The 22648-nt window shown below is 68.2% G+C and carries 23 protein-coding genes and 1 riboswitch; of the genes, 7 read left to right on the top strand and 16 right to left on the bottom strand.

What is annotated here, in order from left to right:
- Nucleotides 1–358 precede the first annotated feature (358 nt).
- Nucleotides 359–512, top strand: a riboswitch (FMN riboswitch).
- A gap of 111 nt (nt 513–623) precedes the next feature.
- Nucleotides 624–1343, top strand: a complete 720-nt coding sequence (gene ribB / locus ACUDP5_RS00300; protein ID WP_445657901.1) for a 3,4-dihydroxy-2-butanone-4-phosphate synthase — start codon at nt 624–626, stop codon at nt 1341–1343.
- Nucleotides 1344–1428: 85 nt separating this feature from the next.
- Here the strand turns inward: ribB and ACUDP5_RS00295 are convergent, their stop codons facing one another.
- Nucleotides 1429–2640, bottom strand: coding sequence for an arabinose transporter (locus ACUDP5_RS00295; protein ID WP_445657900.1), 1212 nt, complete (start codon nt 2638–2640; stop codon nt 1429–1431).
- A 150-nt stretch (nt 2641–2790) separates the two neighbouring features.
- On the opposite strand from ACUDP5_RS00295, the gene ACUDP5_RS00290 reads away from it, so the two are divergent.
- On the top strand, nt 2791–3477 hold the full coding sequence (locus ACUDP5_RS00290) for a TetR/AcrR family transcriptional regulator (protein ID WP_263915687.1): 687 nt from the start codon (nt 2791–2793) through the stop codon (nt 3475–3477).
- Nucleotides 3478–3533: 56 nt separating this feature from the next.
- Here ACUDP5_RS00290 and ACUDP5_RS00285 read toward each other — a convergent pair whose 3' ends face one another.
- From ACUDP5_RS00285 to ACUDP5_RS00260, 6 genes are all read right to left on the bottom strand, one after another.
- Nucleotides 3534–4031 carry a nucleoside 2-deoxyribosyltransferase gene (locus tag ACUDP5_RS00285; RefSeq protein WP_263915686.1) on the bottom strand — a complete coding sequence of 166 codons (498 nt, stop codon included), beginning with the start codon at nt 4029–4031 and terminating at the stop codon, nt 3534–3536.
- Between the two features lie 6 nt (nt 4032–4037).
- Nucleotides 4038–4607, bottom strand: a complete 570-nt coding sequence (locus tag ACUDP5_RS00280) for a flavin reductase family protein (protein ID WP_263915685.1) — start codon at nt 4605–4607, stop codon at nt 4038–4040.
- Between the two features lie 16 nt (nt 4608–4623).
- Nucleotides 4624–5085, bottom strand: a complete 462-nt coding sequence (locus ACUDP5_RS00275) for a nuclear transport factor 2 family protein (protein ID WP_445657899.1) — start codon at nt 5083–5085, stop codon at nt 4624–4626.
- 191 nt (nt 5086–5276) lie between these two features.
- Nucleotides 5277–5888, bottom strand: a complete 612-nt coding sequence (locus ACUDP5_RS00270) for an NAD(P)-dependent oxidoreductase (RefSeq protein WP_263915683.1) — start codon at nt 5886–5888, stop codon at nt 5277–5279.
- Between the two features lie 122 nt (nt 5889–6010).
- Entirely contained in the window at nt 6011–6937 is a 927-nt protein-coding gene (gene panE / locus ACUDP5_RS00265) for a 2-dehydropantoate 2-reductase (protein ID WP_445657898.1), read from the bottom strand.
- Between the two features lie 177 nt (nt 6938–7114).
- Nucleotides 7115–8029: a VTT domain-containing protein gene (locus ACUDP5_RS00260; protein ID WP_263915681.1), complete on the bottom strand. Its 915-nt coding sequence runs from the start codon at nt 8027–8029 to the stop codon at nt 7115–7117.
- A gap of 415 nt (nt 8030–8444) precedes the next feature.
- On the opposite strand from ACUDP5_RS00260, the gene ACUDP5_RS00255 reads away from it, so the two are divergent.
- From ACUDP5_RS00255 to ACUDP5_RS00235, 5 genes are read left to right on the top strand one after another with little or no spacing between them, the layout of a single operon-like run.
- The gene (locus ACUDP5_RS00255; RefSeq protein ID WP_445657897.1) at nt 8445–9479 is read left to right on the top strand and encodes a BMP family protein; all 1035 of its coding nucleotides are present in this window, start codon (nt 8445–8447) and stop codon (nt 9477–9479) included.
- Nucleotides 9476–11005, top strand: coding sequence for an ABC transporter ATP-binding protein (locus ACUDP5_RS00250; RefSeq protein WP_263915679.1), 1530 nt, complete (start codon nt 9476–9478; stop codon nt 11003–11005). The genes ACUDP5_RS00255 and ACUDP5_RS00250 overlap by 4 nt, the downstream gene beginning before the upstream one ends.
- A gap of 34 nt (nt 11006–11039) precedes the next feature.
- Nucleotides 11040–12113, top strand: coding sequence for an ABC transporter permease (locus tag ACUDP5_RS00245; protein ID WP_263915678.1), 1074 nt, complete (start codon nt 11040–11042; stop codon nt 12111–12113).
- Between the two features lie 10 nt (nt 12114–12123).
- Nucleotides 12124–13074, top strand: a complete 951-nt coding sequence (locus ACUDP5_RS00240) for an ABC transporter permease (protein WP_025141125.1) — start codon at nt 12124–12126, stop codon at nt 13072–13074.
- Nucleotides 13075–13090: 16 nt separating this feature from the next.
- Nucleotides 13091–14371: an amidohydrolase family protein gene (locus ACUDP5_RS00235; protein WP_445657896.1), complete on the top strand. Its 1281-nt coding sequence runs from the start codon at nt 13091–13093 to the stop codon at nt 14369–14371.
- A 12-nt stretch (nt 14372–14383) separates the two neighbouring features.
- Here the strand turns inward: ACUDP5_RS00235 and ACUDP5_RS00230 are convergent, their stop codons facing one another.
- The 9 genes from ACUDP5_RS00230 to ACUDP5_RS00190 are packed head-to-tail and all read right to left on the bottom strand — an operon-like array spanning nt 14384 to nt 22615.
- Nucleotides 14384–14770, bottom strand: coding sequence for a RidA family protein (locus tag ACUDP5_RS00230; protein ID WP_263915676.1), 387 nt, complete (start codon nt 14768–14770; stop codon nt 14384–14386).
- Entirely contained in the window at nt 14767–15930 is a 1164-nt protein-coding gene (locus ACUDP5_RS00225) for an FAD-binding oxidoreductase (RefSeq protein ID WP_263915675.1), read from the bottom strand. Before ACUDP5_RS00225 ends, ACUDP5_RS00230 begins: the two co-directional genes overlap by 4 nt.
- 10 nt (nt 15931–15940) lie before the next feature.
- Nucleotides 15941–17383 (bottom strand): FAD/NAD(P)-dependent oxidoreductase, encoded by a 1443-nt coding sequence (locus tag ACUDP5_RS00220; protein WP_445657895.1) that lies wholly within the window; start codon nt 17381–17383, stop codon nt 15941–15943.
- Nucleotides 17380–17688: a (2Fe-2S)-binding protein gene (locus ACUDP5_RS00215; protein WP_025141130.1), complete on the bottom strand. Its 309-nt coding sequence runs from the start codon at nt 17686–17688 to the stop codon at nt 17380–17382. Before ACUDP5_RS00215 ends, ACUDP5_RS00220 begins: the two co-directional genes overlap by 4 nt.
- Nucleotides 17672–18829, bottom strand: a complete 1158-nt coding sequence (locus tag ACUDP5_RS00210; protein ID WP_445657894.1) for an NAD(P)/FAD-dependent oxidoreductase — start codon at nt 18827–18829, stop codon at nt 17672–17674. The genes ACUDP5_RS00215 and ACUDP5_RS00210 overlap by 17 nt, the downstream gene beginning before the upstream one ends.
- Nucleotides 18829–19629: an ABC transporter permease gene (locus tag ACUDP5_RS00205; protein ID WP_263915672.1), complete on the bottom strand. Its 801-nt coding sequence runs from the start codon at nt 19627–19629 to the stop codon at nt 18829–18831. Before ACUDP5_RS00205 ends, ACUDP5_RS00210 begins: the two co-directional genes overlap by 1 nt.
- A 1-nt stretch (nt 19630) precedes the next feature.
- Nucleotides 19631–20497 (bottom strand): ABC transporter permease, encoded by an 867-nt coding sequence (locus tag ACUDP5_RS00200; protein ID WP_263915671.1) that lies wholly within the window; start codon nt 20495–20497, stop codon nt 19631–19633.
- Nucleotides 20494–21546 carry an ABC transporter ATP-binding protein gene (locus ACUDP5_RS00195; RefSeq protein ID WP_263915670.1) on the bottom strand — a complete coding sequence of 351 codons (1053 nt, stop codon included), beginning with the start codon at nt 21544–21546 and terminating at the stop codon, nt 20494–20496. Before ACUDP5_RS00195 ends, ACUDP5_RS00200 begins: the two co-directional genes overlap by 4 nt.
- A gap of 37 nt (nt 21547–21583) precedes the next feature.
- The gene (locus ACUDP5_RS00190) at nt 21584–22615 is read right to left on the bottom strand and encodes an ABC transporter substrate-binding protein (RefSeq protein ID WP_445657893.1); all 1032 of its coding nucleotides are present in this window, start codon (nt 22613–22615) and stop codon (nt 21584–21586) included.
- Nucleotides 22616–22648: the final 33 nt, after the last annotated feature.

Genomic DNA, 22648 nt, shown 5'->3' with positions numbered 1-22648 from the left:
CACCCCCACCAGCCCTTGGCTAGAACGCCAAGCCCCCCCGAACAACCTCCAGGCTGAAACCGCTCGAGCCCGGGGCGGCGGGGCCTTGGGGTGCGCGGGGCGTGTAGATGCGCCCGACGGAATCCGAAGGAACCGCCGAAGGCGGTGACGAGATGAGGACGGGGGGGGGCGCCTAGCCAAGTCCGGAGCGAAGGCTCCGGACCGCAATCGTAGCCCCGCGCACCCCAAGGCCCCGCCGCCCCGGGCGTCATAAGAACACCACCCCCGCCAGCACAAAACCCACACCCGCAATAAGCATATTCTTCCCCCCTTCGAAGACAGGCGTAAAATCAAAAAGTCGTGAAAAACACGACAAGCAGTACGTCTTCAGGGCGGGGTGCAATTCCCCACCGGCGGTAAGCCATGCAATGTGGCAAGCCCGCGAGCGCCCGGCGTCCACCAGGACACCGGGGTCAGCAGATCTGGTGAGATGCCAGAGCCGACGGTCATAGTCCGGATGAGAGAAGATGTGCCGTCACATAACCAGCTGCCCGGGCCGCCAAGCGCCTGGCCAGCGGCTTTGCGTTCGGCTGTCGAATAGCCCTGAAACGTTTTTCGCCCACTTATTCCGCGAGAGCGTTTCAATGTCCAACACCATCGTCACCCAGCAGTCCCCCATCCCCAGCCTGGCTTCCCAGCCCTTCGCCGTGCGCCTGCAACGCGCCCTGCATCACCTGCGCCTGGGCCGTCCCGTCATTCTCATGGATGACTTCGACCGCGAAAACGAAGCTGACCTCATCGTCGCCGCCGACAAGCTCACCGTGCCCGTCATGGCCCAGCTCATCCGCGACGGCAGCGGCATCGTCTGCCTCTGCCTGCCCGGCGAAGTCCTGGACCGCCTTGAGCTGGCCCCCATGGTCCAGCGCAACCAGAGCCGCTTCGCCACTGCCTTCACCGTTTCCATCGAAGCCCGTGAAGGCGTCAGCACCGGCGTATCCGCCGTCGACCGCGTCACCACCATCCGCGCCGCCATCTCGCCCACCGCCCAAAGCGAAGACATCGTCAGCCCCGGACACGTCTTCCCCCTGCGCGCCCAGGCCGGCGGCGTTCTCACCCGCCGCGGCCACACCGAAGGGTCCGTCGACCTCGCCACCCTGGCCGGCCTGCGGCCCGCCGGCGTGCTGTGCGAACTCATGAACGCCGACGGCACCATGATGCGCGGCGCCGCCCTCGAACGTTACGCCGCCCAGCATGGCCTGGTTGCCCTGACCATCGCCGAACTCGCCGACCACCTGCAACGCCTGCGCGACGGCCAGGCCGAAAACATCGACGACCAGGTCCTGGAAATGGCCGCCACGGTCTGACAAAAAACGGCGCCCGCACAAGCGGGCGCCGTCAGATACGTACCAAGGGATGCGCCAGCGACGCGTCGACGTCAAACGCTCGCCCCTACGCGGCCGCCACCCGGCCCCGCAACGCCATCGCCACCGCCACCGCGCCCAGCGCGCACGCGCCCCCCATCGCATAGACCGCACCGTAGCCCTGGTGGCCGGCCAGCCAGCCCGCCAGCGGACTCGCGATGCCCAGCGCCACGTCCAGGAACGCCACGTACGCCCCCATCGCCGCGCCACGGCTTGCCGCCGGCACCCGCCGCACCGCTTCCACCCCGAACGCCGGGAAGGCCAGCGAATAGCCCGCGCCGCTGAGCAACGCGCCCGCAAACGCCCAGACCGGAGTCGCGCTCGTCCAGATCAGCCACTGGCCCACCGCCTCGATCAGCACGCACACCAGCGCCACCCGTGCGCCGCCCAGCTTGTCCGGCAAGCCGGCGAAAAACACCCGCGCCAGGATAAAGCCGCCGCCAAACAGCGTGAACATCCACGCCGCGCCGTCCCAGCCCCGTTCGGCGAACAGCAGGCTGACGAATGCCGTGATCACCCCGAAGCCCACGCTCGTCAGCGCCAGGCCCAGGCCGGGCAGCAGCACCAGCCCCAGCACCCGGTAGAACGGCGTGCGCACGCCGCCCGCCGCACGCACGCCGCGCTGCGGCAATACCAGCGCCAGCGCCGCCACGGGAATCAGCACCGTTGCCCAGGCAATGCCGCCGAAACCCGCCGCGCCGAACAGGCGCATGCCGGCCGGCGCCCCCAGGCCGAACGCGGCGTAGATCGCCACGCCCACCCAGGCCATCACCCGACCCGCGTTCTGCGGCCCCACGCGCCCCACGCCCCAGCTCAGCGCGCCCGTCACGATCAGGCTTTCGCCGAACCCCATGATGGCGCGACCCGCCATCAAGGCAGCCAACGCCGCCTGGGGCTGCTGTGGCGCCAGGCCATCGGCCAGCAGATAGAACAGGCCCGCGAGCGAGCCCAGCAGAAAGCCCACCACCACCGCGAGCTTGGCGCCGCGGCGGTCCGCCAGCGACCCGGAATAAGCGCGCGACAGCAGCGCCGCCGCGAACTGCATGCCGGCCACCACGCCCACCATCAGCGCGCCTTGCGCCAGCACGCCGTCCACGTACAGCGGCAGCACCGGCATCGGCAGGCCCACCATGAAAAAGCCGACGAAGACAGCCAGCGCCAGCGGCAGTATCTGCATGAAAACGGGACGCGCGGCCCCGCCGGCCGCGGGCATGGCCCCGGCCGTCGATGAATTCGACATAGTCATTCCTGGAAAGTGAGAAGTGCAGCAAGATGCCTGGCCGCCGGAATCGGCGATGGCATAATCCGCCAGTACAGGTCGGACTCAATCTGCCTGTCAGAAATTTTATGAGCCAACGCTCAGGTTTGAAACTCGCGTTCCCCGGATTCCATGACCACCATCCCGCAGCCCCGTAAATCGCCGCGCCAGCAGCGGTCGCAGCAGACGGTCGAGACCATTCTGCAAGCGACAGCTCGCGTTCTGGCCGAACATGGCTACGCCGGCACCAACACCAACCGGATCGCCGAGACGGCGGGCGTCAGCGTCGGTTCGCTGTATCAGTACTTTCCCAACAAGAATGCGCTGATCGCCGCGCTGCACGACCGCCACGACAATCAGATGCTGGATCTCATCGACCAGGCGCTGCTGGGCAACCCGGCGGCCACCCTGCGCGAGCGCGTCGCGGCCATCGTCGGCGCCTCGCTGCATGCGCACCTGCTCGAACCCGCGCTGCACCGTGTGCTGGAACGCGAATTCCCCCTGTTCGACCAGCCGCGCGACCACAGCCGCGCCGACCAGGACATCCATCGGCGCATGCGCCACCTGCTGGAACTGCACCGCGCCGAGATCGCACAGCAAGACCGCGAACTGGCCACCTACGTGGTGCTGCGCATCATCGAATCGCTGGTGCATGCGGCCGCGCTGGAACCGCCGGCCGGCTTCACCCCGGCGCAGCTGGAACAGGCGGTGGTGGATGCGGTGATGGGTTACCTGGGCACGCCGCAAGCGGCTGTCCCGGCCAGGCCGGCGGGCAAGACCGCGAGCAAGCGCGTGCGCGGCGCCAAGGCACAGGCCTGACGCCAGGCAGGCTGCCTTGTCACCCCGAACCGCGGTTGGCCCGGGCTCTTTCCGGATTACGCCCGCGCCATGCGCGCCAGACAATCGGCGGCGTCGCCCACCACGATGTGCGCGCTGCACGCCAGCATCAGATTCAGGTTCATGCCGAAATCCTCGACCGTGAACCCTTGCGCGTCCACGGCGCGTGAGGCGTCGTCGGCAGCCACGCCCACGGCGGTTTGGTCCAGCAGGCTGCCGGCCTGCGAGGTATAGCCCCATACCGGCTTGCCGCAGGCAATCGCGTAGCCGACCTCGAAGGCCGTGCCGGAATCGGGCTCGGCGCCGCGAAAGGGATTCAGGTTCGCCATGACCAGGTCGGCCCGGCGGATCATCGCCACGTTGGCGCGATAGATCCATTGCGCCAGCGGCGCGCCGGCCAGGCCGGGCGGGGGCACGTTATCCAGCGGGTACAGGCCTTCGAACCCATACGTGGCCACCAGCGCCTTGAGCCGCTGGCCGTGCGCCACGGCATCAGGCAGGAACACGTCGAAACCGGCCAGGTAGACGCGGCGCATGGCGGGCTATTCCGGATCGGACACGGAGAACGCTTCGCCGGTGGCGAAGAACGACCCGCCCGCCAGGTAATGCACGGACCGGCGCGCGTCATCGTTGAAATGCCAGCGGTTGCCCGAAAACACATCGGGCGCGGCCCAGGCGGCCACGACTTCGCCGATGAACAGGTCGTAGGCCTGCTGGTTGTGGGGCTCGGGCACGACCTTGCATTCCAGCCAGCCCAGGCAGCCTTCGATCAGCGGCGCACCGATCTTGCTGGCGGCAAAGGTAGACAGGCCCGCGGCCTGGAACTTGTCGGCGTCGGCACCGGAATGCGACCCCACCTGCAAGGTCGCCTGCGCCTGGGCGCGCGACGGAATGCACAACGCGAACTCGCCCGACGCTTCGATCAGCTTGCGCGTGTAGGTGTTCTTGTCCACCACCACCAGCATCTTGGGCGGGCTGAAATCCAGCGGCATGGCCCAGGCGGCGGCCATGACGTTGCGCGCATCGCCATGCGCGCTGGTGACCAGCACCGTGGGGCCGTGGTTCAGCAGCAGATAGGCGCGGGGCAGGTCGACGGGTTCGATGGCGGACATGGGTGGCCTGTGAAAACTAGAACATGCCGTTCTTGTTGGCGGGGTTTTCCGGGATTTCCTGGCTGATGTCCCAGTGCTCGACGATCTTGCCGTTTTCGACGCGGAAGATGTCCACCACGGCCTGGCCGCGGTCTTCGGGCGATTCTTTCCACAGGTTGTGGATGACGACGAGATCGCCTTCGGCGATCACGCGCTTGATGTCGACCGTGGCCTGCGGATGCTGTTCGAAATAATGGGGGAAGAAGTCCACCATGGGTTCGACGCCGTCACGCATGTAGGGGTTGTGCTGCGTGTAGTTGTTCTTGGCCACGTACAGGCGCACCGCCTCGTCGATCTCGCGGTCCTGGAACATCATGCGAAAGAACGCCACCACGATGTCCTTGTTCGACTGCGGCGCGGCCGCCTGCGCCGGCGCAACCGCCAGGCAGCCACAGGCCAGCAGCATACAGAGGGCCAGCGATTTGAACTTCGTGCTCATACAACTACTCGGGTCGTGACGCCTGGTGGCGGTCTGCCAGTTTACAAATAAAAACGGGGCATTCGACCCTACGGGCAGTACGGCAATGCCACAAATGGACGCGCCCCCTTGGGGCACAAGGGGGCGGCAGGGCGGCGCCTATCGCGCGCAAACAACACTGGCGACGTTGCCGCCGAAATCGCTTGCCCGGGTCAGTAGCCCACGGTAAAGCGGCGGCGCGAGTGCTTGGGCGTTTCGATTTCGTCGGCCAGGGCGATGGCGTAGTCTTCCATCGAGATCCAGCTCTTGCCGTCATCGTCGGCCAGCAGCGTGTCGTCGCCGAGGCGGAACGTGCCGGTGCGCTCGCCGGGTTCGAACAGCGCGGACGGCGACAGGAACGTCCAGTTCAGTACTTTTTCCTGGCGCAGCGCATCCAGGAACACGACGCCGGCGCGAGCCTCGGGCTTGTAGGCGTCGGGGAATTCGGGGGTGTCGATCAGCATCTTGCCGGGTGCCACTTGCAGGCTGCCTGCGCCGCCCACCACCAGCAAACGCGGCACGCCGGCGTCTTTCACGGCGGCCAGCAGCGGCTTGGCATCGGCCGACACGAAACGCGAGGCGCTGACCACGGCGTCATGGCCCTTGAGCAGCGGGGTCAGGCCTTGCGGGTCGGTGGCGTCGCCCTGCTGGATGGTCAGGCCGGGCTGCGGATTGACGTCGCCCAGGTTGCGGGCGATGCCCGTCACCTGGTGGCCACGCTTGAGCAATTCGTCTGCCACGCGCGAACCGACGCGGCCGGTAATTCCGATCAATGCGATTTTCATGGTCTTGCTCCTTGGAAGGTTGGACAAAGCCATACTATTCGGCCAGATCGGTTCCAGGAACTCACGGAGACGGAAGAGTTTTTTGCATTCCGTGCACCAATGGCCCCGGCGGCCCGGCCAGATCAGGTCGCGGCGCGCTGCGCCTGATACACCTGCAAATGCGCGTAGGCCGTGCGCAGCGTGGTGGCATCCACGCCCAGCGTCTGCGCGCGGCGCACCATGTCGCCGACGATGTGGTCGGCCTCGACCGGCAGGCCCTGGCGCAGGTCGCGGAACATCGATGCGGTCATGGGTTGGGTCGGATCGGTCAGGATCTTGAGCGCGGCGGCATCGGCATCCGGTCGCACCGCGTGGCCGCTGGCGGCCGCGACCGACTGCGATTCGCGCAGCAGGCCGCGCACGATGTCGGCGCCGTCGTTCGTGGACACGATCTGGCCGACGGTGCCGCGCATCAGGCAGGTGGCGGCGGCCAGGGTGGTCAGGAAGACGTATTTTTCCCAGATGTCCTGGTGGATGTCGTCGCTGAGACGGCTGACGTATTCGCCGCCCGCCAGCGCGTCGGCCAGGGCGGTGCAACGGGCGCTGCGGGCCGGGCCCGCGCGTTCGCCGAAGACGATGCTGGCGTGCTTGCCCAGGTGGATGACCTGGCCTTCGGCGCCCAGCGTGGCGTTGATCTGGCACAGGCCGCCCAAGACCCGGTGGGGTTCGAATTCGCGGTCCAGCACGTCGTACTGCAGCACGCCGTTCATGATGGGCAGCACGGCCGTGTCCGGCCCCACGGCGGGGCGGATGGCGTCGATGGCGCTTTGCAGGTCATAGGCCTTGCAGCTGAGCACCACCACGTCGTAGAAGCCTTGCAGCGTGTCGGCGGTGGCCAATTGGGGGTGCAGCGTGACGTCGCCGAACGGGCTCTGGATACGCAGCCCCTGTTCGCGCAGCCGCGCCGCGCGGGCCTCGCGCACCAGGAAGGTCACGTCCGCGCCCGCCTGGGCGGCGCGTCCGCCGAAATAACCGCCGGTGCCGCCGGCACCCAAGAACAACAACCGCATGCCTGTCTCCTGTGCCCGTCGGAAGCGCGGGCCGATAGCGAAATTATGCGCCCGGGACGGCCTGCGGCGCAGGGCTGGCCGCCCTGGCCGCCCACGGCCCGGACAGCCGGGCGGCGGGTCAGGAAGGTGTCAGGCGGAATGAACGTGGCGCGGCCAGCCCCGACGGCGCAGGACCGGTCAGGCGGGATGGACGTGCCGCGCCCAGGCCTCGTAGCCGCCGCGCAGGGCCCAGGTATTGGGATAGCCGGCAGCCCGCAGGCGCGCGGCCAGCATGGCCGCCGAGACCTCGTTGGGGCAGGCGCAATAGACCACGATGTCCGCCGCCTGCGCATCGGCCGCCAGCGCCGGCAAGGGCGCGCGCAGGTCGACGGCGATGGCGCCGGGGATGCGGTCGGCCTCTTGCTGCGCTTCGGGCCGAACGTCGAACACCAGCGCGTTGCGGCCGTCCTGGCGCCACTGCATCAGTTCGTCGACCGACAGCCGCGGAATCACGCGCAGGTTGCGCTTGAGCACCCAGCGGCGCAGGCCGCGCGCCGTGATGTACAGCGCCAGCACCGCCGCCAGGATGGCCAGGCCCATCGGGCCGTAGGTGCCCAGCACGTCCAGCACATCGTTGACGACGCTGTGGAACAGGCCGCCCAGCAGCAGGGCAGAGCCCGCCCAGATCAGGGCGCCGACCAGGTCGTAGGCCAGGAAGCGCCGGTAGGGGGTATTGGTCAGGCCCGCCATGACGGTGGACAGCGCCCCCGCGCCGGGCAGGAACTTGCAGACCAGCAGGGCGCGCACGCCGATGCGCAGATACAGCCGCTGGGTCTGGCGGATGCAGGAATCCTGCGACAGCGACAGCTTGCAGACCACGCCCAGCAGCCGCGAACCATAACGCCTTCCGGCCACGTACCAGAGCGTGTCGGCCAGCAGGCAGGCGACGGTGGCGGCCAGCCAGGGCGTCAGCCAGCCGCCCGCGCCGGCCAGGGCGCCCGCGGCGATCAGCATGGGGTAGGCGGGCACGGGCAGCCCGGCCTGTTCGACCAGCACGTTGGCGAACACGAGCCACCCGCCGTACTGCTCGAGCAGCAATTGAATGTCTTGCATGATGTTTTCCGGCTTGCCGCGCCCAGCGCGGCTCTTTGCTGGAATTTTAGGCTTCTGCCCAGCCTGCGGACGTTCAAGCGGGCCGCAACAGGCTGTTCCAGCACGAAAGTGTCCACGCCCCGCGACGGTGCGCACCATCTTGGTGCCACCTTTCCCCGCCAGGGTGCCTATAATCCCGCCCGGCCATCAGGATTCCCCCGACTTGCCGCGGGAATGCCCCATGGCATACAACTTGCTTCGCCAGGACTGGCTGCGAACCCGCCCATTCGGATGGGGCGCGCTGCCCCGGCAGCCCCCTTCCGATGACCGATCCCACGCCTTCGTTTCCGCCCGCCCACGCGTGCCGCGCCGCGACGCCCGGACATCGCCGCCTTTCTCCCCATTCCCTTTCCATCCCCGCGAAGGAGCCTTCCGCATGAAATCCTTTTCCCTCCCGGCTGCAGGCGGCATTGCCCGCCGCGGCCTGCTCAAGCTGGCCGCGGCCGCCGCCGCCGGCGCGCTGCTGTTCTCGGGCGCTGCCCAGGCGCAAGCGCCCGCCAAGCTCAAAGTGGCCGCGATCTACACGGTGCCGGTCGAGCAGCAATGGGTGTCGCGCATCCACAAGGCGCTGACCGCCGCGCGCGACCGCGGTGAAATCGACTACACCTTCTCGGAAAACGTCACCAACGCCGACTACGAACGCGTCATGCGCCAGTACGCCGAGCAGGGCAACAAGCTGGTGGTGGGCGAAGCCTTCGCCGTGGAAGCCGCCGCCCGCAAGGTGGCCAAGGACTATCCGCAGACCGCCTTCCTGATGGGGTCTTCGGGCAAGCCGCAGCAGCCCAACTTCTCGGTGTTCGACAACTACATCCAGGAACCGGCCTACCTGACCGGCATGATCGCCGGCGGCATGAGCAAGACCGGCAAGATCGGCCTGGTGGGCGGCTACCCCATCCCTGAAGTGAACCGCCTGATGCAGGCGTTCATCGAGGGCGCCAAGGAAGTGAACCCCAAGGCCGAATTCACCGTGACCTTCATCGGTTCGTGGTTCGATCCCCCCAAGGCCAAGGAAGCCGCCTTCGCCATGATCGACAAGGGTGCGGACGTGCTGTACGCCGAGCGCTTCGGCGTGTCGGACGCCGCCAAGGAACGCGGCAAGCTGGCCATCGGCAACGTCATCGACACGCAGCCGCAGTACCCGGAAACGGTGGTGGCATCGGCGCTGTGGAGCATGGAGCCCACCATCGGCGAGGCGCTCAAGCAGGTCAAGGCCGGCACGTTCAAGGCGGCTGACTTCGGCCAGTATTCGCTGATGAAGTACAAGGGCTCGTCGCTGGCGCCGCTGGGCACCTTCGAAAGCAAGATCCCGGCCGACCTGATCGCCAAGGTGCAAGCCAAGCAAAAGGCCATCCTGGACGGCAGCTTCACGGTGCAGGTCGTCGACAAAGAACCCAAGTCCTCGGCACGATGAACCAAGCGCCTCTCGCCCTGCGCCTTGCGGGGATCACCAAACGCTTCGGCAGCCTGACGGCCAACGATGATGTGTCGCTGACCCTCGCGCAGGGCGAGGTGCTGGCCTTGCTGGGCGAGAACGGCGCCGGCAAATCGACCCTGGTGTCGATTCTGTTCGGCCACTATGTGGCCGACGCCGGCAGTATCGAAGTCTTCGGCCAGCCCTTGCCCCCCGGCCGGCCCGACGCCGCGCTGGCGGCGGGCGTGGGCATGGTGCACCAGCACTTCACGCTGGCCGACAACCTGACCGTGCTGGACAACATCATGGTCGGCACCGAATCGCTGTGGAAGCTGGCGTCCGGCCGCGGCCAGGCGCGTCGCCGCCTGGTCGAACTGGGCCAGCGCTTCGGCCTGGGCGTGGACCCGGACGCGCGCGTCGGTGGCCTGTCGGTCGGCGAGAAGCAGCGGGTCGAGATCCTGAAGGCCCTGTACCGCGGCGCCAAGGTGCTGATCCTGGACGAGCCCACCGCGGTGCTGACGCCGCAGGAAGTGCAGGACCTTTTCGCCACGCTGCGCGGCTTCGTGGACGAGGGCCTGGCCGTCATCTTCATTTCGCACAAGCTGGACGAAGTGATGGCGGTGTCGCGCCGCGTGGCGGTGCTGCGCCAGGGCAAGCTGGTGGCCGAACGCGACACCGCCGCCACCACCCCGGCCGAGTTGGCCGAGTTGATGGTGGGCCGCAAGGTCGCCATGCCGCACGCCGAAGCCATGGCGGCGGCCGGCCAGGCCGCCCCGGTGGTGACGCTGTCGCAGGTCACCGTGCGCGACAGCCGCGACGGCGCGCCGCGCCTGGACAGCCTGGACCTGGTGGTCCACAAGCACGAGATCGTGGCCATTGCCGGCGTGGCCGGCAACGGCCAGCAGGCGCTGGTGTCGGTACTGACCGGCCTGCGCCAGCCGTCGGACGGCACCATCCGCCTGGGCCCCGAGCATGCCGCCGCGCCCACCACGCCGGCCGGCTGGACGGCCGCGCACGTGGGCCGCATTCCCGAAGACCGCCACGGCGAAGGCGTCATCGGCGACAGCCCGCTATGGGAAAACGCCATCGTCGAAGACCTGAAGGACCCGCGCTTTGCCCGCTACGGCGTGGTGCGCGCTGGCGCCGGCCGCGCCTACGCAGCGGCCCTGGCCAAGCAGTTCGACGTGCGCGCCGCCTCGCTGGACGTGCGCACCCGCAGCCTGTCGGGCGGCAACATGCAGAAGCTGATCCTGGGCCGCACGCTGGCGCGAGAACCGCGCTTCATCGTCGCCGACCAGCCCACCTGGGGCCTGGACATCGGCGCGGTCGCCTACGTGCGCGAGCAACTGCTGGCCGCGCGCCGACGCGGCGCGGGCATCCTGCTGGTGTCCGAAGACCTGGAAGAAATCTTCGCCCTGGCCGACCGCATCGCGGTGCTGTGCGGCGGCAAGCTGGTCGCGGTCAAGCCCGTCGGCCAATGGACGCCCGCCACCGTCGGCCTGGCCATGACGGGCACGCGCGCGTGACGCGCCGCGCCCCTACTCATTGAGCATTTCTAGAATGAAACTGACCCTGGAACGCCGCCCCGAGCCCAGCCGCGCCGCGCTGGCCCTGGCGCCTATCGCGGCCATCCTCTTCACCCTGGCCATCTGCGCGTTGCTGGTGGCCTGGGCGGGCGCGCCCGTCGGCCGCACCTACGCGCTGCTGTTCGAAGGCGCGTTCGGCTCGCGCTTTGCGCTGTCCGAAACCCTGACCCGCGCTACGCCGCTGATGCTGACCGGCCTGGCCTGTGCCGTGGCGTTTCGCGCGCGCTTCTACAACATCGGCGCCGAAGGCCAGCTGTACCTGGGCGCGCTGGCCGCGGTGGCCGTGGGCGGCATGCATGACGGCACGGGCTTCGACCTGCCGCTACCTGTGCTGTTCTCCGGCATGATGCTGGCCGCGGCGCTGGCCGGCGCCTTGCTGCTGCTGATCCCCGCCTTGCTCAAGACCCGCCTGGGCGTGGACGAAGTGGTCACCACGCTGCTGGGCAATTTCATCGTGCTGCTGTTCGTGTCGATGATGCTGGATGGCCCCATGAAAGACCCGATGGCCATGGGCTGGCCGCAGTCGGTGGCGCTGAACCCCGACCTGGAACTGGGCAAGCTGATCGAACGCACCCGCGCCCACACCGGCCTGCTGTGGGCCGCCGGCCTGGCGCTGGGGCTGTGGCTGCTGAACCGCTACACGGTGTTCGGCTTCCAGATGCGCGCGGTCGGCGCCAATGCGCACGCCTCGCGCTTCCTGGGGCTGCCGGTCAGCCGCGTCATGCTGGGCACGGCCATGCTGTCGGGCGCGCTGGCCGGACTGGCCGGCGCCATCGAAGTGGCGGGCCGCACCGGCTATGTCACGCTGGACATGTCGCCGGGCTATGGCTACACCGGCGTGGTGGTGGCCATGCTGGCCGGACTGCATCCGCTGGGCGTGATCCTGGCCAGCATCTTCGTGGCAGGCATGCTGGTCGGCGCCGACAGCATGAGCCGCGCCATCGCCGTGCCGAACTACATCGCCGACGTCATCGTCGCCACTTCGTTGCTCGCCATGCTGGTCGCGACGCTGTTCGCGCAGTACCGCCTGCGCCGTCACCAGGCTTGAGGAGCACGCCATGGAATGGATGGACCTGTTGAGTTCCGCGGCCTTCTGGGTCGCCGTGTTGCGGCTGGCGACGCCGCTGATCCTGGGCACGCTGGGCGTGCTGCTGTGCGAACGCGCCGGCGTGCTGAACCTGGGCATCGAAGGCATCATGGCCGCCGGCGCCTTCACGGGCTGGCTGGTGGTGTACCTGGGCGCGCCGCTGTACGTGGGCGTGCTGGCGGCCGCGTTTGCGGGCGCCGTGTTCGGCCTGCTGCACGCCGTGCTGACGGTGCCCCTGGGCCTGTCCCAGCACGTGTCAGGCCTGGGCGTGACGCTGCTGGCCACCAGCCTGAGCTACTTCGCTTACCGCGTCACGTTTCCCAGCGTGAACACGCCGCCCACCATCACGCCGTTCGCGGAAATGAAGTTCCTGGATGGCATTCCGCTGATCGGCCCGGTACTGGCCGGCCAGACGCCGATGACGCTGCTGGCGCTGGCCGCGGTGCCGATCCTGGCCTGGGTGCTGAACCGCACGCCGGTCGGCCTGGCGATCCGCATGGTGGGCGAGAACCCCGCCGCCGCCGAAGGCCAGGGCCTGTCGGTCACGCGGCTGCGCATGGGCGCCATCGTGGCCGGTTCGGCGCTGATGGGCGTGGCCGGCAGCTTCCTGACGCTGGCGGCCTTCAATGCGTTCTTCTTCAATATGGTCAACGGCCGCGGCTGGGTCTGCGTGGCGCTGGTGGTGTTTGCCTCGTGGCGCCCCGGCAAGGCGCTGCTGGGCGCGTTGATCTTTGCGTTCTTCGACGCGCTGCAGCTGCGCCTGCAGCAGGGCGGGGCGGCCTTGCCGGGCCTGCCGGAACTGCCGTACCAGGTGTACCTGATGCTGCCCTATATCCTGTCCATCCTGGCCCTGGTGGTGATGGCGCGCCGCGCCGCCTACCCGCAGGCCCTGATGAAGCCCTACCGCAAGGGCGAACGGTAATCCACAAGGTGTGACTATGCTCGATCTGATCATCAAGAACTGCACGCTGCCCGACGGCCGCCAGCACATCGACATCGGCGTGGCCCGGGGCCGCATCGCCGCGCTCGAACCGGCCCTGAAAGCCGAGGCGGCCCAGACGATAGACGCCGCCGGCCAGCTGGTGGCGCCGCCGTTCGTCGACGCGCACTTCCATATGGACTCCACGCTGTCGTTCGGCCTGCCGCGCGTGAACCAGTCGGGCACGCTGCTCGAAGGCATCGCGCTGTGGGGCGAGCTCAAGCCGCTGCTGACGCAGGAAGCGCTGGTCGAACGCGCGCTGGCCTATTGCGACTGGGCCGTGGCCCGCGGCCTCTTGGCGATTCGCTCGCACGTGGACGTGTGCGATCCGCGCCTGCTGGCCGTGGAAGCGCTGCTGCACGTGCGCGAAAAGGTCAAACCCTACCTGGACCTGCAACTGGTGGCCTTCCCGCAGGACGGCGTGCTGCGCGCGCCCGGCGCGCTGGACAACCTGAAGCGGGCGCTGGACATGGGCGTGGACGTGGTGGGCGGCATTCCCCACTTCGAACGCACCATGCAGGACGGCGCGGAATCCGTGCGCATCCTGTGCGAGCTGGCCGCCGAACGCGGCCTGCGCGTGGACATGCATTGCGACGAAAGCGACGATCCGCTGTCGCGTCACATCGAGACGCTGGCGTATCACACGCAGCGCCTGGGCCTGCAAGGCCGCGTGACGGGTTCGCACCTGACGTCCATGCATTCGATGGACAACTACTACGTGTCCAAGCTGATCCCGCTGATGCGCGAAGCCGGCGTGTCGGCGATTGCCAACCCGCTGATCAACATCACGCTGCAAGGCCGCCACGACACCTATCCCAAGCGCCGCGGCATGACGCGCGTGCCCGAACTGCTGGCCGCCGGCGTGCCGGTGGCCTTCGGCCACGACTGCGTGATGGACCCGTGGTACAGCCTGGGTTCGGGCGACATGCTGGAAGTGGCGCACATGGGCCTGCACGTGGCCCAGATGACCGGCCAGGACGCCATGCGCGCCTGTTTCCAGGCCGTGACGGCCACGCCGGCCGCCATCCTGGGCCTGGACGACACAGGCCTGGCCGTGGGCAAGCGCGCTGACCTGGTGCTGCTGCAAGCGCGAGATCCGGTCGAGGCGCTGCGCCTGCGCGCCACGCGCCTGATGGTGCTGCGCGCCGGCAACGTGGTCGCGACCATGCCGCCAGCCACTGCCACGCTGCACCTGCCCGGCCGTCCGGCCCAGGTCAGCTTCCAGACACCGGCCCGCTGAACTTGGCGGGGATCAGGCTTCCGACACCGGCCCGCCCACATACCCCGGCCGCTTGGCGGCCGTGACGATGATCTCGACCAGCAGGTCGGGCGAGGCCAGCTTGGCCTCGCAGGTGGCGCGGGTGGGCAAGGCATTGGCCGGCGCCCACTCGGCCCACACGGCGTTCATGCCGGCAAAATCACGGTCGATGTCTTTCAACCAGATCTGCACCGACAGCAGCCGCGTCTTGTCGGTATCGGCCTGTGCCAGATAGCCGTCGATCTTGGCCAACACGTCGCGCGTCTGTTCGGCAATGCCGCCGGCCGCCGACGAGGTGACGCCGGCAACGTACACCGTGTCGCCGTGGATCACGATGCGGCTCAGGCGCTGGTTGGAGTCCTTGCGCACGATATCAGTCATGGATGCTGCTCCTTGGGGAATGAGGCCGGCGCCTGCGCGGCGCTGGCGAAACGATCGATGGCGAAGGGCGCGATCGGAAGATCGGTCGCCCCGGTGGTGATCAGGTCGGCCATGATACGGCCCACGACAGGGCCCAGCTCGAAGCCATGCGCCGAAAAGCCGAAGGCATGGAAGGCGGTCTCGTGGCGGCGGCTGCGGCCGATGACGGGGATTTCATCGGGCATGGCGGCTTCGATGCCGGCCCAGCCGCGGTTCACCACCGCGCCGCGCATGTGAGGAAACAGGTCGCAGACGGTACGCGCACCCTCGGCCAACGAACGGAAATCCAGCTCGGTCCATTCGGCATCGCGGTCCACCCAGGCGCGACGGCCGCCACCGATCAGCACCGTGCCGTTGGCGCGTTGCTTGAACGACAGCGGACGGCCGGTGCCCAGCACTACGGCATCCAGGAAATGGTCCATGCGCAGCGTCACCAGCATCATGGGGCTGATGGCGACCAGCGGCACCGGTTCGCCCCAGTCGGCCGCCACGCGATCGGCCCAGGCGCCCGCGCAATTGAGGATCTGAGGCGCGGTGTAGACCCCGGCGTCCGTCTCGACGCGCCATTGGCCGGCTTCGCGTGCGGTGCGCTGCACCCGTACCCCTTCCAGGAAGCGCGCGCCCAGGCTGGCCGCCTTGCGGCGGAATGCCAGCGTGGTCCGATAGGGGTCGGCGGCGGCGTCTTCACGCGCGATCAGGCCACCGTGCACCGACGGCGCCAAGGCCGGAATCATCGCCAGCAGATCTTCGCGCGAGATCCATTGTTCGTGCGTATAGCCATGCGCCTGCATCGTGGCCAGCCGCTCGCGCAGCGTGGCCGCATCCGCCTCGTTCTCGGCCACGCGCACCTGGCCGTGCTGTTCGAAGCCGCAGTCGTCGTCGACCAGCTCGCCGATGCGATACCAGAGCTCGCGTGAGGCCAGCGCCAGCGGCACCTCGGCCAGATGCCGCGCCAGCGTGCGCACGCCGCCCGCGTTGACACCTGACGCATGGCGGCCGACGTAGTTCTTTTCGATCACCAGCGCCGGCACGCCCGCACGCGCCAGATGCAGGGCGGCCGAACTGCCGTGCAGGCCGCCGCCAATGATGATGACCGCGGCCGACCGGGAAGCGTCCGTCATGTCGGCCCTCCTATTTTTTCAGGCGCACCACTGCCTGGCGGGAATCATCGGTCTGCGGCAGCGACGCCAGCTCGCCCAGGGTCAGCGGCTTGGTCGGGAAGCGCAGGCGGTAGTAGCCCACTTCCTGGACCGGCACGCCGCGTTCCTCGGCGATGATCTCCGACACGGTCAGGCCGCAGAACCGCCCTTGGCACGGCCCCATGCCGCAACGCAGGAAGGCCTTCATCTGGTTCGGACCGCTGCAACCCAGCTTGACGGTGTCGCGCACCTGCGCCGCGGTGACTTCCTCGCAGCGGCAGACGATGGTGTCGCCGGTGGGGCGGCGCAGGGCTTCGGGCGCCTTGTACAGCGCGTCGAAGAACTCACGGCCACGCACGGCACGCGCCAAGGCGGCGCGGGGCGCGACAGCCTCGTTGTCGCGGCGGGCAGCGTCGATGCGGCCCAGCAGATGCGCCGCCTGCAACGCGGCCAGGCGGCCACGCTGTTCGGCCGCCAGCGCACCGGCAATGCCGGCGCCGTCGCCCGCCATGCCCACGCCATCCACCGACGTCAGGCCCCAACCGTCCACGTCGGGTTCCCAACAGTCCAGCGCGCCGTTCCAGCGGTGTTCGATGCCGATGGCGCGCGACAGGTTGACGTTGGGCACCACGCCCTGGTGCAGCATCAGCTGCTGCGCCGGCAAGGTCTTGGTCACACCGCCCACGGTGTAACGCACGCTTTCCAGCTTGCCATCGCCCAACGCTTCCAACGCCGTCACGCCCTTGACGATGGGCACGGCGGCTTTCACGGCGCGCAGCAGCGACAGGCCCTTGCCCAGGTAGGGCGAACGCAGAAAGCCCCACACCTTGGGCAGCGCCTGGCGCAAGCGTCCGGGTGGCGTCGTTTCGAGCAGGGCGTCGATCTTCACCCCCGCGTTCAGGTATTGCCAGGCCACCAGGTACAGCAGAGGGCCGCTGCCGGCCAACACCGTGCGGTCGCTGGGCACCATGCCGGCGGACTTCAACAGGATCTGCGCTGCGCCCGCGGTGATGACGCCTGGCAGCGTCCAACCCGGAATCGGAAAGGGCCGTTCCTGCGCGCCGGTGGCCAACAGCAGCCGGCGCGCATGCAGGATGCGCGCCTGGCCCGCCACCGAATAGGCCACCTCGAAGCCCCGTTCAGGTTGCGGCGCGGTGCGTTCGGCCACGGCCCAGACGGTCGCGCCCGGCACATAGCGCGCGCCGGATTGCTGAAACGGCTCGACCAGCGAAGCGCCGTGCCAATAGTCCGGCCCCAGGATCGCGCGGTTGGTCACCGGCGTGGTGGTGATGGCGCGGTAGATCTGCCCGCCGGGCGCGGGCTGCTCGTCCAGCAACACCGTATCCACGCCCAGGCGCGCGGCCGTCGTCGCGGCAGCCAGGCCGGCGGGGCCGGCGCCCACCACCAGCAAATCGCATTGCGTCGTCTCGATCATGCCTGCACCTTGCGCGCGCCCAGCTGGCGCTCGATCTTCATGCCTTCGCGCACGGCCGTCATGCAGCCCTGCTGGTTCGCCTGGCCATCGATGGTGACCAGGCAGTCGTAGCACACGCCCATCATGCAATAGGGTCCGCGCGGCACCTCGCCCACGGCCGTATCGCGACAGGCCTGCATGCCGCCGGCAAACAGCGCCGCGGCGACGCTGTCGCCCTGACGGCATTGCAGGTCGGCGCCGTTGACCGTTACCCGCACCGGCGCGCCCTGCGCCTGGCGCTGAGCCTCATCAAGCCTCTTGAACATGGAACCTCCGGGTCGAGAAGGGCGCCATGTCGTCGGCCAGCTTGCCGGCGGCGATCATGGGCGCAAGTTTGAGCGCGTGCGCGGCGGCCAGCGTCACGCCGCTATGACAGGTGGCCACGAAGGCCCCGGGACACGTTTCGGATTGCTGGTAGATCGGAAAGCCGTCTTGCGACATCACGCGCAGCGCGGCCCAGCTGCGCACCACGCGCACCTCGCGCAGCGCCGGCAGCGTGCGCAGCGCGCGATCGGCTAACGTACCCAGGATGGGCAGGCCCACCAGGTTGTCCACATAGCCGGCTTCTTCCTGAGAATCGCCGATCAGCCAGGTGCCTTCGTCGGTCTGGCGCAAGGTCGACAGCGGCGTTTCCAGCAGGCGGCGGGTGCGTTCCAGCACCACGATCTGGCCGCGCTGCGGGCGCACTGGCACGGCCAGGCCGACTTGTTCGCCCAGCGCCTTGTTGGACAGCCCGCCGGCCAGCACCACCTTGCGCGCGCGCACGGTGCCGGTGGGCGTGGCAATCTCGAACACACCGTCGCGCTGGCGGATCTGCTGCGCCGGACTGCGCGGCAAGTAATCCACAACCCGCTGTGCAAAACTCATATGCAGCGCGCGCAGCAGCTTGAGCGGATTGGCGATGCCGTCGACCGGCGTCCAGGTCGCGCCGCGCACCTCCGGGCCGATGCCGGGCACCAGGTCGGCCACCTCGGCGCGGTCCAGCATCTTCCAGTCGTATTGCGCCATGCCGGGCTGCGCCAGCAGCGTCTTCATGAAGGTGGCGCGTGCGTCCATTTCTTCGTCGCTCAACAGCGCGTGCAGGCCGCCGCGCTGCTCCAGGTGCACGTCGACGCCGGTCTCTTCCTGCAGCAGCGCCGCCAGTTGCGGCCAGGCCGTGGCCGACGTCATGGTCCAGACGCCATAGCGCGGCAGGCCCATGCCCTTGCTCTGCACCCACACCAGGCCGAAGTTGCCGCGCGATGCGCGGTACGCGACATCGCCTTCGTCCAGCACGGCCACGTGATCCAGTTCGCGCCGCAGCCCGTAGGCCACGGCGGAGCCGACCAGTCCGCCGCCGATCACCGCGGCATCGTAGATGCCCCGGTGCACCGGCGCGCGCGGCGCCAACTCTTTTTTGTCCGTCATTAGCGTCCCTTTCCAACAAACAGCTTTTCCAGGCCGACCAGGCGGTCCAGGATGAAGATGGCGATGATCGTCACGTAGATCAGCACGGCCGACACCGCCGTCACCAACGGATCGATGGTGTCTTCGATGTGCAGGAAGATGCGCACCGGCAGCGTAGTGGTCGACGGCGAGGCAATGAAGATCGACATGGTCAGTTCATCGAAGCTGGTGATGAAGGCAATCACCCAGCCGCTCACCACGCCCGGCAGCAACAGCGGCAGCACCACGCGCCGGAACGCCGTCCAGTTCGACGCGCCCAGCGATTGCGCAGCGCGCTCCAGCGCCGGGTCGATGCCGGTGGCCGACGCCAGCACCAGCCGCAGCGCATAAGGCATGACCAGGATGACGTGCGCCACGACCAGGCCCACATACGTGCCGGCCAGGTTCACGGTGGTGAAGAACTTCAGGAAGGCCAGGCCCAGCACCACGTGCGGAATCATCAGCGGCGACAGGAAGAACGCCACCAGCGCCTCGCGGCCGCGGAAACGGTTGCGGGCCAGCGCCAGTGCGCTGGGCACCGCCAGCGCGATCGCCACGGTGGCCGACAGGGTGCCCAGGCCCAGGCTGAACCAGAACGCTTCGACGAAGCGCGGGTTGTCCAGGATGGCGCGAAACCAGCGCAGCGACAGGCCGCCGCTGGGCAGCGAGATGAAACCTTCGGACGTGAAGGCCACCGCGCACACCATCACGATGGGCGCCAGGATGAACAGAATGAACAGGGTGTGAAACACCAGGCCGATCGGACCATTGCGAAAATTCATGTCAGGCCCCCGATTGGTTGAACACCGCGCCGTAGCGACGCTCGATGATGCGGTTGGCCGACAGCAGCACCACCACGGTCGCCACCAGCAGCACCACGGCCAGCGCCGCGCCCAGCGGCCAGTTCAGTGTGTTCAGGAACTCGTCGTAGGCCGCGGTGGCCACGTTTTTCAGGCGGCGGCCGCCGATGATGGCCGGCGTGGCGAACGAGCTGGCGGCCATGGCGAACACCATGATCGCGCCCGACAGAATGCCCGGCATGACCTGCGGCACGATGACGCGGCGGATCACGGTGAACTGGCTGGCGCCCAGCGACAGCGCCGCCGCTTCGGTGGACGGATTGATCCGCTGCAACGAGGCCCACACCGAAATCACCATGAACGGCACCAGCACGTGGGTCAACGCAATGCCCACCCCCAGGTTGCTGTACATCAGGTCAATCGGCGTGGACACCAGGCCGATGCCCATCAGAGCCTTGTTGATGAGACCGGTGGACCCGAACAGCAAGGCCCAGCCCAGTGTGCGCACCACCACCGAAATCAGCAACGGCCCCAGCACCACCATCAGGAACAGGCCCTTCCAGGGATTGGTCATGCGCGACAGCACATAGGCTTCGGCCGTACCCAGCACCAGGCAGGCCACGGTGACCAGCGCCGCCACGCCAAAGGTGCGGGCGTAGATCTCGTAGTAATAGCCGTCGCCCAGGATTTCCAGGTAATTCTTCCAGGTGAACGTGGCCTGCATGCCGCCGTAGAACTGGAAGTCGAAGAAGCTGATCAGAAACACCAGCGCCATCGGCACCACCAGGAAGGTGGCGTACACCGCCAGCGCCGGTGCGCTCAGCAACCAGGGGTTGGCACGCGCGCTCATGGCGTGGGCTTCCCGGCGACAGAACACATGTCCTGCGCGCGCCAGCGCAGGTGCACCGGCTGGCCTTCGGCCGGCACCGGCACGCCGTCGTTCTGGCGGATCACCATCACTTCGCCCACCGACGTTTCCACCTGGCAGAGCCAATGGTTGCCCTGGAACACGCGCGTCTTCATGCGGCCGGGCAGGGCACAGGCGCCCGCGTCGGCAAACAGGATTTTCTCGGGCCGCACGATCACCGCGCCCTGCGGCACCGGCTGGCCGTCCATGGGAATGTGGGCTTCGCCGATGCGTGCGCGCGTCTCGCCTTCGAAGGGCTGCGCGGTGGGCGTGAACACGTTGGCCTTGCCCAGGAAGCCGCCCACGAAATGGCTGGCCGGCCCTTCGTAGGCTTCGAACGGATCGGCCACCTGTTCCACCCGCCCCTGGTTCATCACCACGATGCGGTCCGACAGCGCCAGCGCTTCGGACTGGTCGTGCGTGACCAGGATGGTGGTGGTGCCCACCGTGCGCTGGATGCTGCGCAACTCCAGCTGCATTTCCTCGCGCAGCTTGGCATCCAGGTTGGACAGCGGCTCGTCCAGCAGCAGCACGCTGGGCCGGATGACCAGCGCGCGGGCCAGCGCCACGCGCTGCTGCTGCCCGCCCGACATGCGCGCCGGATGGCGGTCGGCCAGGTGCGACAGGCCCACCAGCTTGAGCGCATCGGCCACGCGGGCCTGGCGCTCGTCCTTTTTCACCCGCTGCATCTCCAGGCCGAACGACACGTTCTCGGCGGCGGTCATGTGCGGGAACAGCGCGTAGTTCTGGAACACCATGCCCAGCCCGCGCTTGTTGGCCGGCATCTTGCTGACGTCCTTGCCATCCAGCACGATGCTGCCGCCGCTGGGTTCGACAAAGCCCGCGATCATCTGCAAGGTGGTGGTCTTGCCGCAGCCGGACGGGCCCAACAGCGAGATGAACTCGCCGCGCTTGACGGACAGGCTCAGGTCCTCGACGGCCGTCAGGTCGCCGTAGCGCTTGGATAGGCGGTTCAATACGAGATAGCTCATGGATGCTCCTGCGGGCGGCGCATGCGCCGCCGTTGCCTCAACGCTCGATTTCCCGCGTCCAGCGCTTGTTCCAGTCGTCCCGGTTCTGATTGACGGTGTCCCAGTCGATCACGATCAGGTCGGCGGCGCGCTTGCCGATCGGCAGCGGCACGCGCGGATCATCGGCCACCTTGGCCTGTTTGTTGACCGGGCCATAGCCGTAGGCGGTGGCGAGCTTTTCCTGCACCGGCGGGCTGACCAGGTAGTTCACGAAGGCCTGCGCCAGCGGGTTGGCGTTGGCCTTGGCCACCGGACACACCGATGACAACAATGCGTAGGCGCCTTCCTGGGGATACACGAAGCCCACGGGGAAACCGGTGTCGGCAAAGGCCTTGACGCGGCCGCTGCCCCAGACCGCGATGGTGGCCTGGCCGCTGGAGAACAGTTCGGTCATCTTGCCCGGCGACGGCTCGTACACCAGCACGTTGGGGCCGACCTCGTCCTTGAAGGTCTTGAAGCCGGCGTCGATCTTCTTTTCGCCGCCGCCGCCTTCGCGGGCGTATTCCACCAGTGCGTGCAGGCCGTAGGTATTGTTCAGCGGCGGCACCACCAGCTGCTTCTTGTACTTGGGGTCCTTCAGGTCTTTCCAGGACGTGGGCGCGGCCCATTTGCGTTCGTCGAAGACCTTCTTGTTGTACATGATGCCCGTGGCGACGATGCCGATGGCCACGGCCTTGTCGTCCTTGTAGCGGGCGGTGCCGTAGATGTCGTCAGCGGGCAGCCCCTGGATCGGGGCGCAAAAGCCCAGGGCGATCGCCTGGTACATGGGGCCATCGTCGATGATCGCGACGTCGATCTGCTGGTTGCTTTTCTGGGCCTGCAGGCGTGCCGCCGTGTTGGTGGAGTTGCCGGCCACATAGTCCAGTTCAACGCCATGCTGCTTGGCGAAGGGCGGGAAGATGTCCTGCCGCATGATGTCTTCGAACGAGCCGCCGTAGCCGGCGACCACCAGTTTCTGCTGCGCCTGCGCGTTCGCGCCCACGCCGGCGGCCATCGTCGCCGCCGCGAGCACTGCAAGTACCTTGCCCATGAAAACCCCCGTTTATTGGAAGAGAACTGCAAG

The organism is Achromobacter sp. NCFB-sbj8-Ac1-l (assembly GCF_052695805.1).
The sequence above is the reverse complement of the archived record's forward strand: the minus strand, read 5'-3'. Positions and strand labels throughout refer to the sequence as shown.

What these genes read in the sequence shown, in the direction of transcription:
- ribB (WP_445657901.1), top strand. Translation starts at nt 624, where the DNA reads ATGTCCAACACCATCGTCACCCAGCAGTCCCCCATCCCCAGCCTGGCT.
- ACUDP5_RS00295 (WP_445657900.1), bottom strand. Translation starts at nt 2,640, where the DNA reads ATGTCGAATTCATCGACGGCCGGGGCCATGCCCGCGGCCGGCGGGGCC.
- ACUDP5_RS00290 (WP_263915687.1), top strand. Translation starts at nt 2,791, where the DNA reads ATGACCACCATCCCGCAGCCCCGTAAATCGCCGCGCCAGCAGCGGTCG.
- ACUDP5_RS00285 (WP_263915686.1), bottom strand. Translation starts at nt 4,031, where the DNA reads ATGCGCCGCGTCTACCTGGCCGGTTTCGACGTGTTCCTGCCTGATGCC.
- ACUDP5_RS00280 (WP_263915685.1), bottom strand. Translation starts at nt 4,607, where the DNA reads ATGTCCGCCATCGAACCCGTCGACCTGCCCCGCGCCTATCTGCTGCTG.
- ACUDP5_RS00275 (WP_445657899.1), bottom strand. Translation starts at nt 5,085, where the DNA reads ATGAGCACGAAGTTCAAATCGCTGGCCCTCTGTATGCTGCTGGCCTGT.
- ACUDP5_RS00270 (WP_263915683.1), bottom strand. Translation starts at nt 5,888, where the DNA reads ATGAAAATCGCATTGATCGGAATTACCGGCCGCGTCGGTTCGCGCGTG.
- panE (WP_445657898.1), bottom strand. Translation starts at nt 6,937, where the DNA reads ATGCGGTTGTTGTTCTTGGGTGCCGGCGGCACCGGCGGTTATTTCGGC.
- ACUDP5_RS00260 (WP_263915681.1), bottom strand. Translation starts at nt 8,029, where the DNA reads ATGCAAGACATTCAATTGCTGCTCGAGCAGTACGGCGGGTGGCTCGTG.
- ACUDP5_RS00255 (WP_445657897.1), top strand. Translation starts at nt 8,445, where the DNA reads ATGAAATCCTTTTCCCTCCCGGCTGCAGGCGGCATTGCCCGCCGCGGC.
- ACUDP5_RS00250 (WP_263915679.1), top strand. Translation starts at nt 9,476, where the DNA reads ATGAACCAAGCGCCTCTCGCCCTGCGCCTTGCGGGGATCACCAAACGC.
- ACUDP5_RS00245 (WP_263915678.1), top strand. Translation starts at nt 11,040, where the DNA reads ATGAAACTGACCCTGGAACGCCGCCCCGAGCCCAGCCGCGCCGCGCTG.
- ACUDP5_RS00240 (WP_025141125.1), top strand. Translation starts at nt 12,124, where the DNA reads ATGGAATGGATGGACCTGTTGAGTTCCGCGGCCTTCTGGGTCGCCGTG.
- ACUDP5_RS00235 (WP_445657896.1), top strand. Translation starts at nt 13,091, where the DNA reads ATGCTCGATCTGATCATCAAGAACTGCACGCTGCCCGACGGCCGCCAG.
- ACUDP5_RS00230 (WP_263915676.1), bottom strand. Translation starts at nt 14,770, where the DNA reads ATGACTGATATCGTGCGCAAGGACTCCAACCAGCGCCTGAGCCGCATC.
- ACUDP5_RS00225 (WP_263915675.1), bottom strand. Translation starts at nt 15,930, where the DNA reads ATGACGGACGCTTCCCGGTCGGCCGCGGTCATCATCATTGGCGGCGGC.
- ACUDP5_RS00220 (WP_445657895.1), bottom strand. Translation starts at nt 17,383, where the DNA reads ATGATCGAGACGACGCAATGCGATTTGCTGGTGGTGGGCGCCGGCCCC.
- ACUDP5_RS00215 (WP_025141130.1), bottom strand. Translation starts at nt 17,688, where the DNA reads ATGTTCAAGAGGCTTGATGAGGCTCAGCGCCAGGCGCAGGGCGCGCCG.
- ACUDP5_RS00210 (WP_445657894.1), bottom strand. Translation starts at nt 18,829, where the DNA reads ATGACGGACAAAAAAGAGTTGGCGCCGCGCGCGCCGGTGCACCGGGGC.
- ACUDP5_RS00205 (WP_263915672.1), bottom strand. Translation starts at nt 19,629, where the DNA reads ATGAATTTTCGCAATGGTCCGATCGGCCTGGTGTTTCACACCCTGTTC.
- ACUDP5_RS00200 (WP_263915671.1), bottom strand. Translation starts at nt 20,497, where the DNA reads ATGAGCGCGCGTGCCAACCCCTGGTTGCTGAGCGCACCGGCGCTGGCG.
- ACUDP5_RS00195 (WP_263915670.1), bottom strand. Translation starts at nt 21,546, where the DNA reads ATGAGCTATCTCGTATTGAACCGCCTATCCAAGCGCTACGGCGACCTG.
- ACUDP5_RS00190 (WP_445657893.1), bottom strand. Translation starts at nt 22,615, where the DNA reads ATGGGCAAGGTACTTGCAGTGCTCGCGGCGGCGACGATGGCCGCCGGC.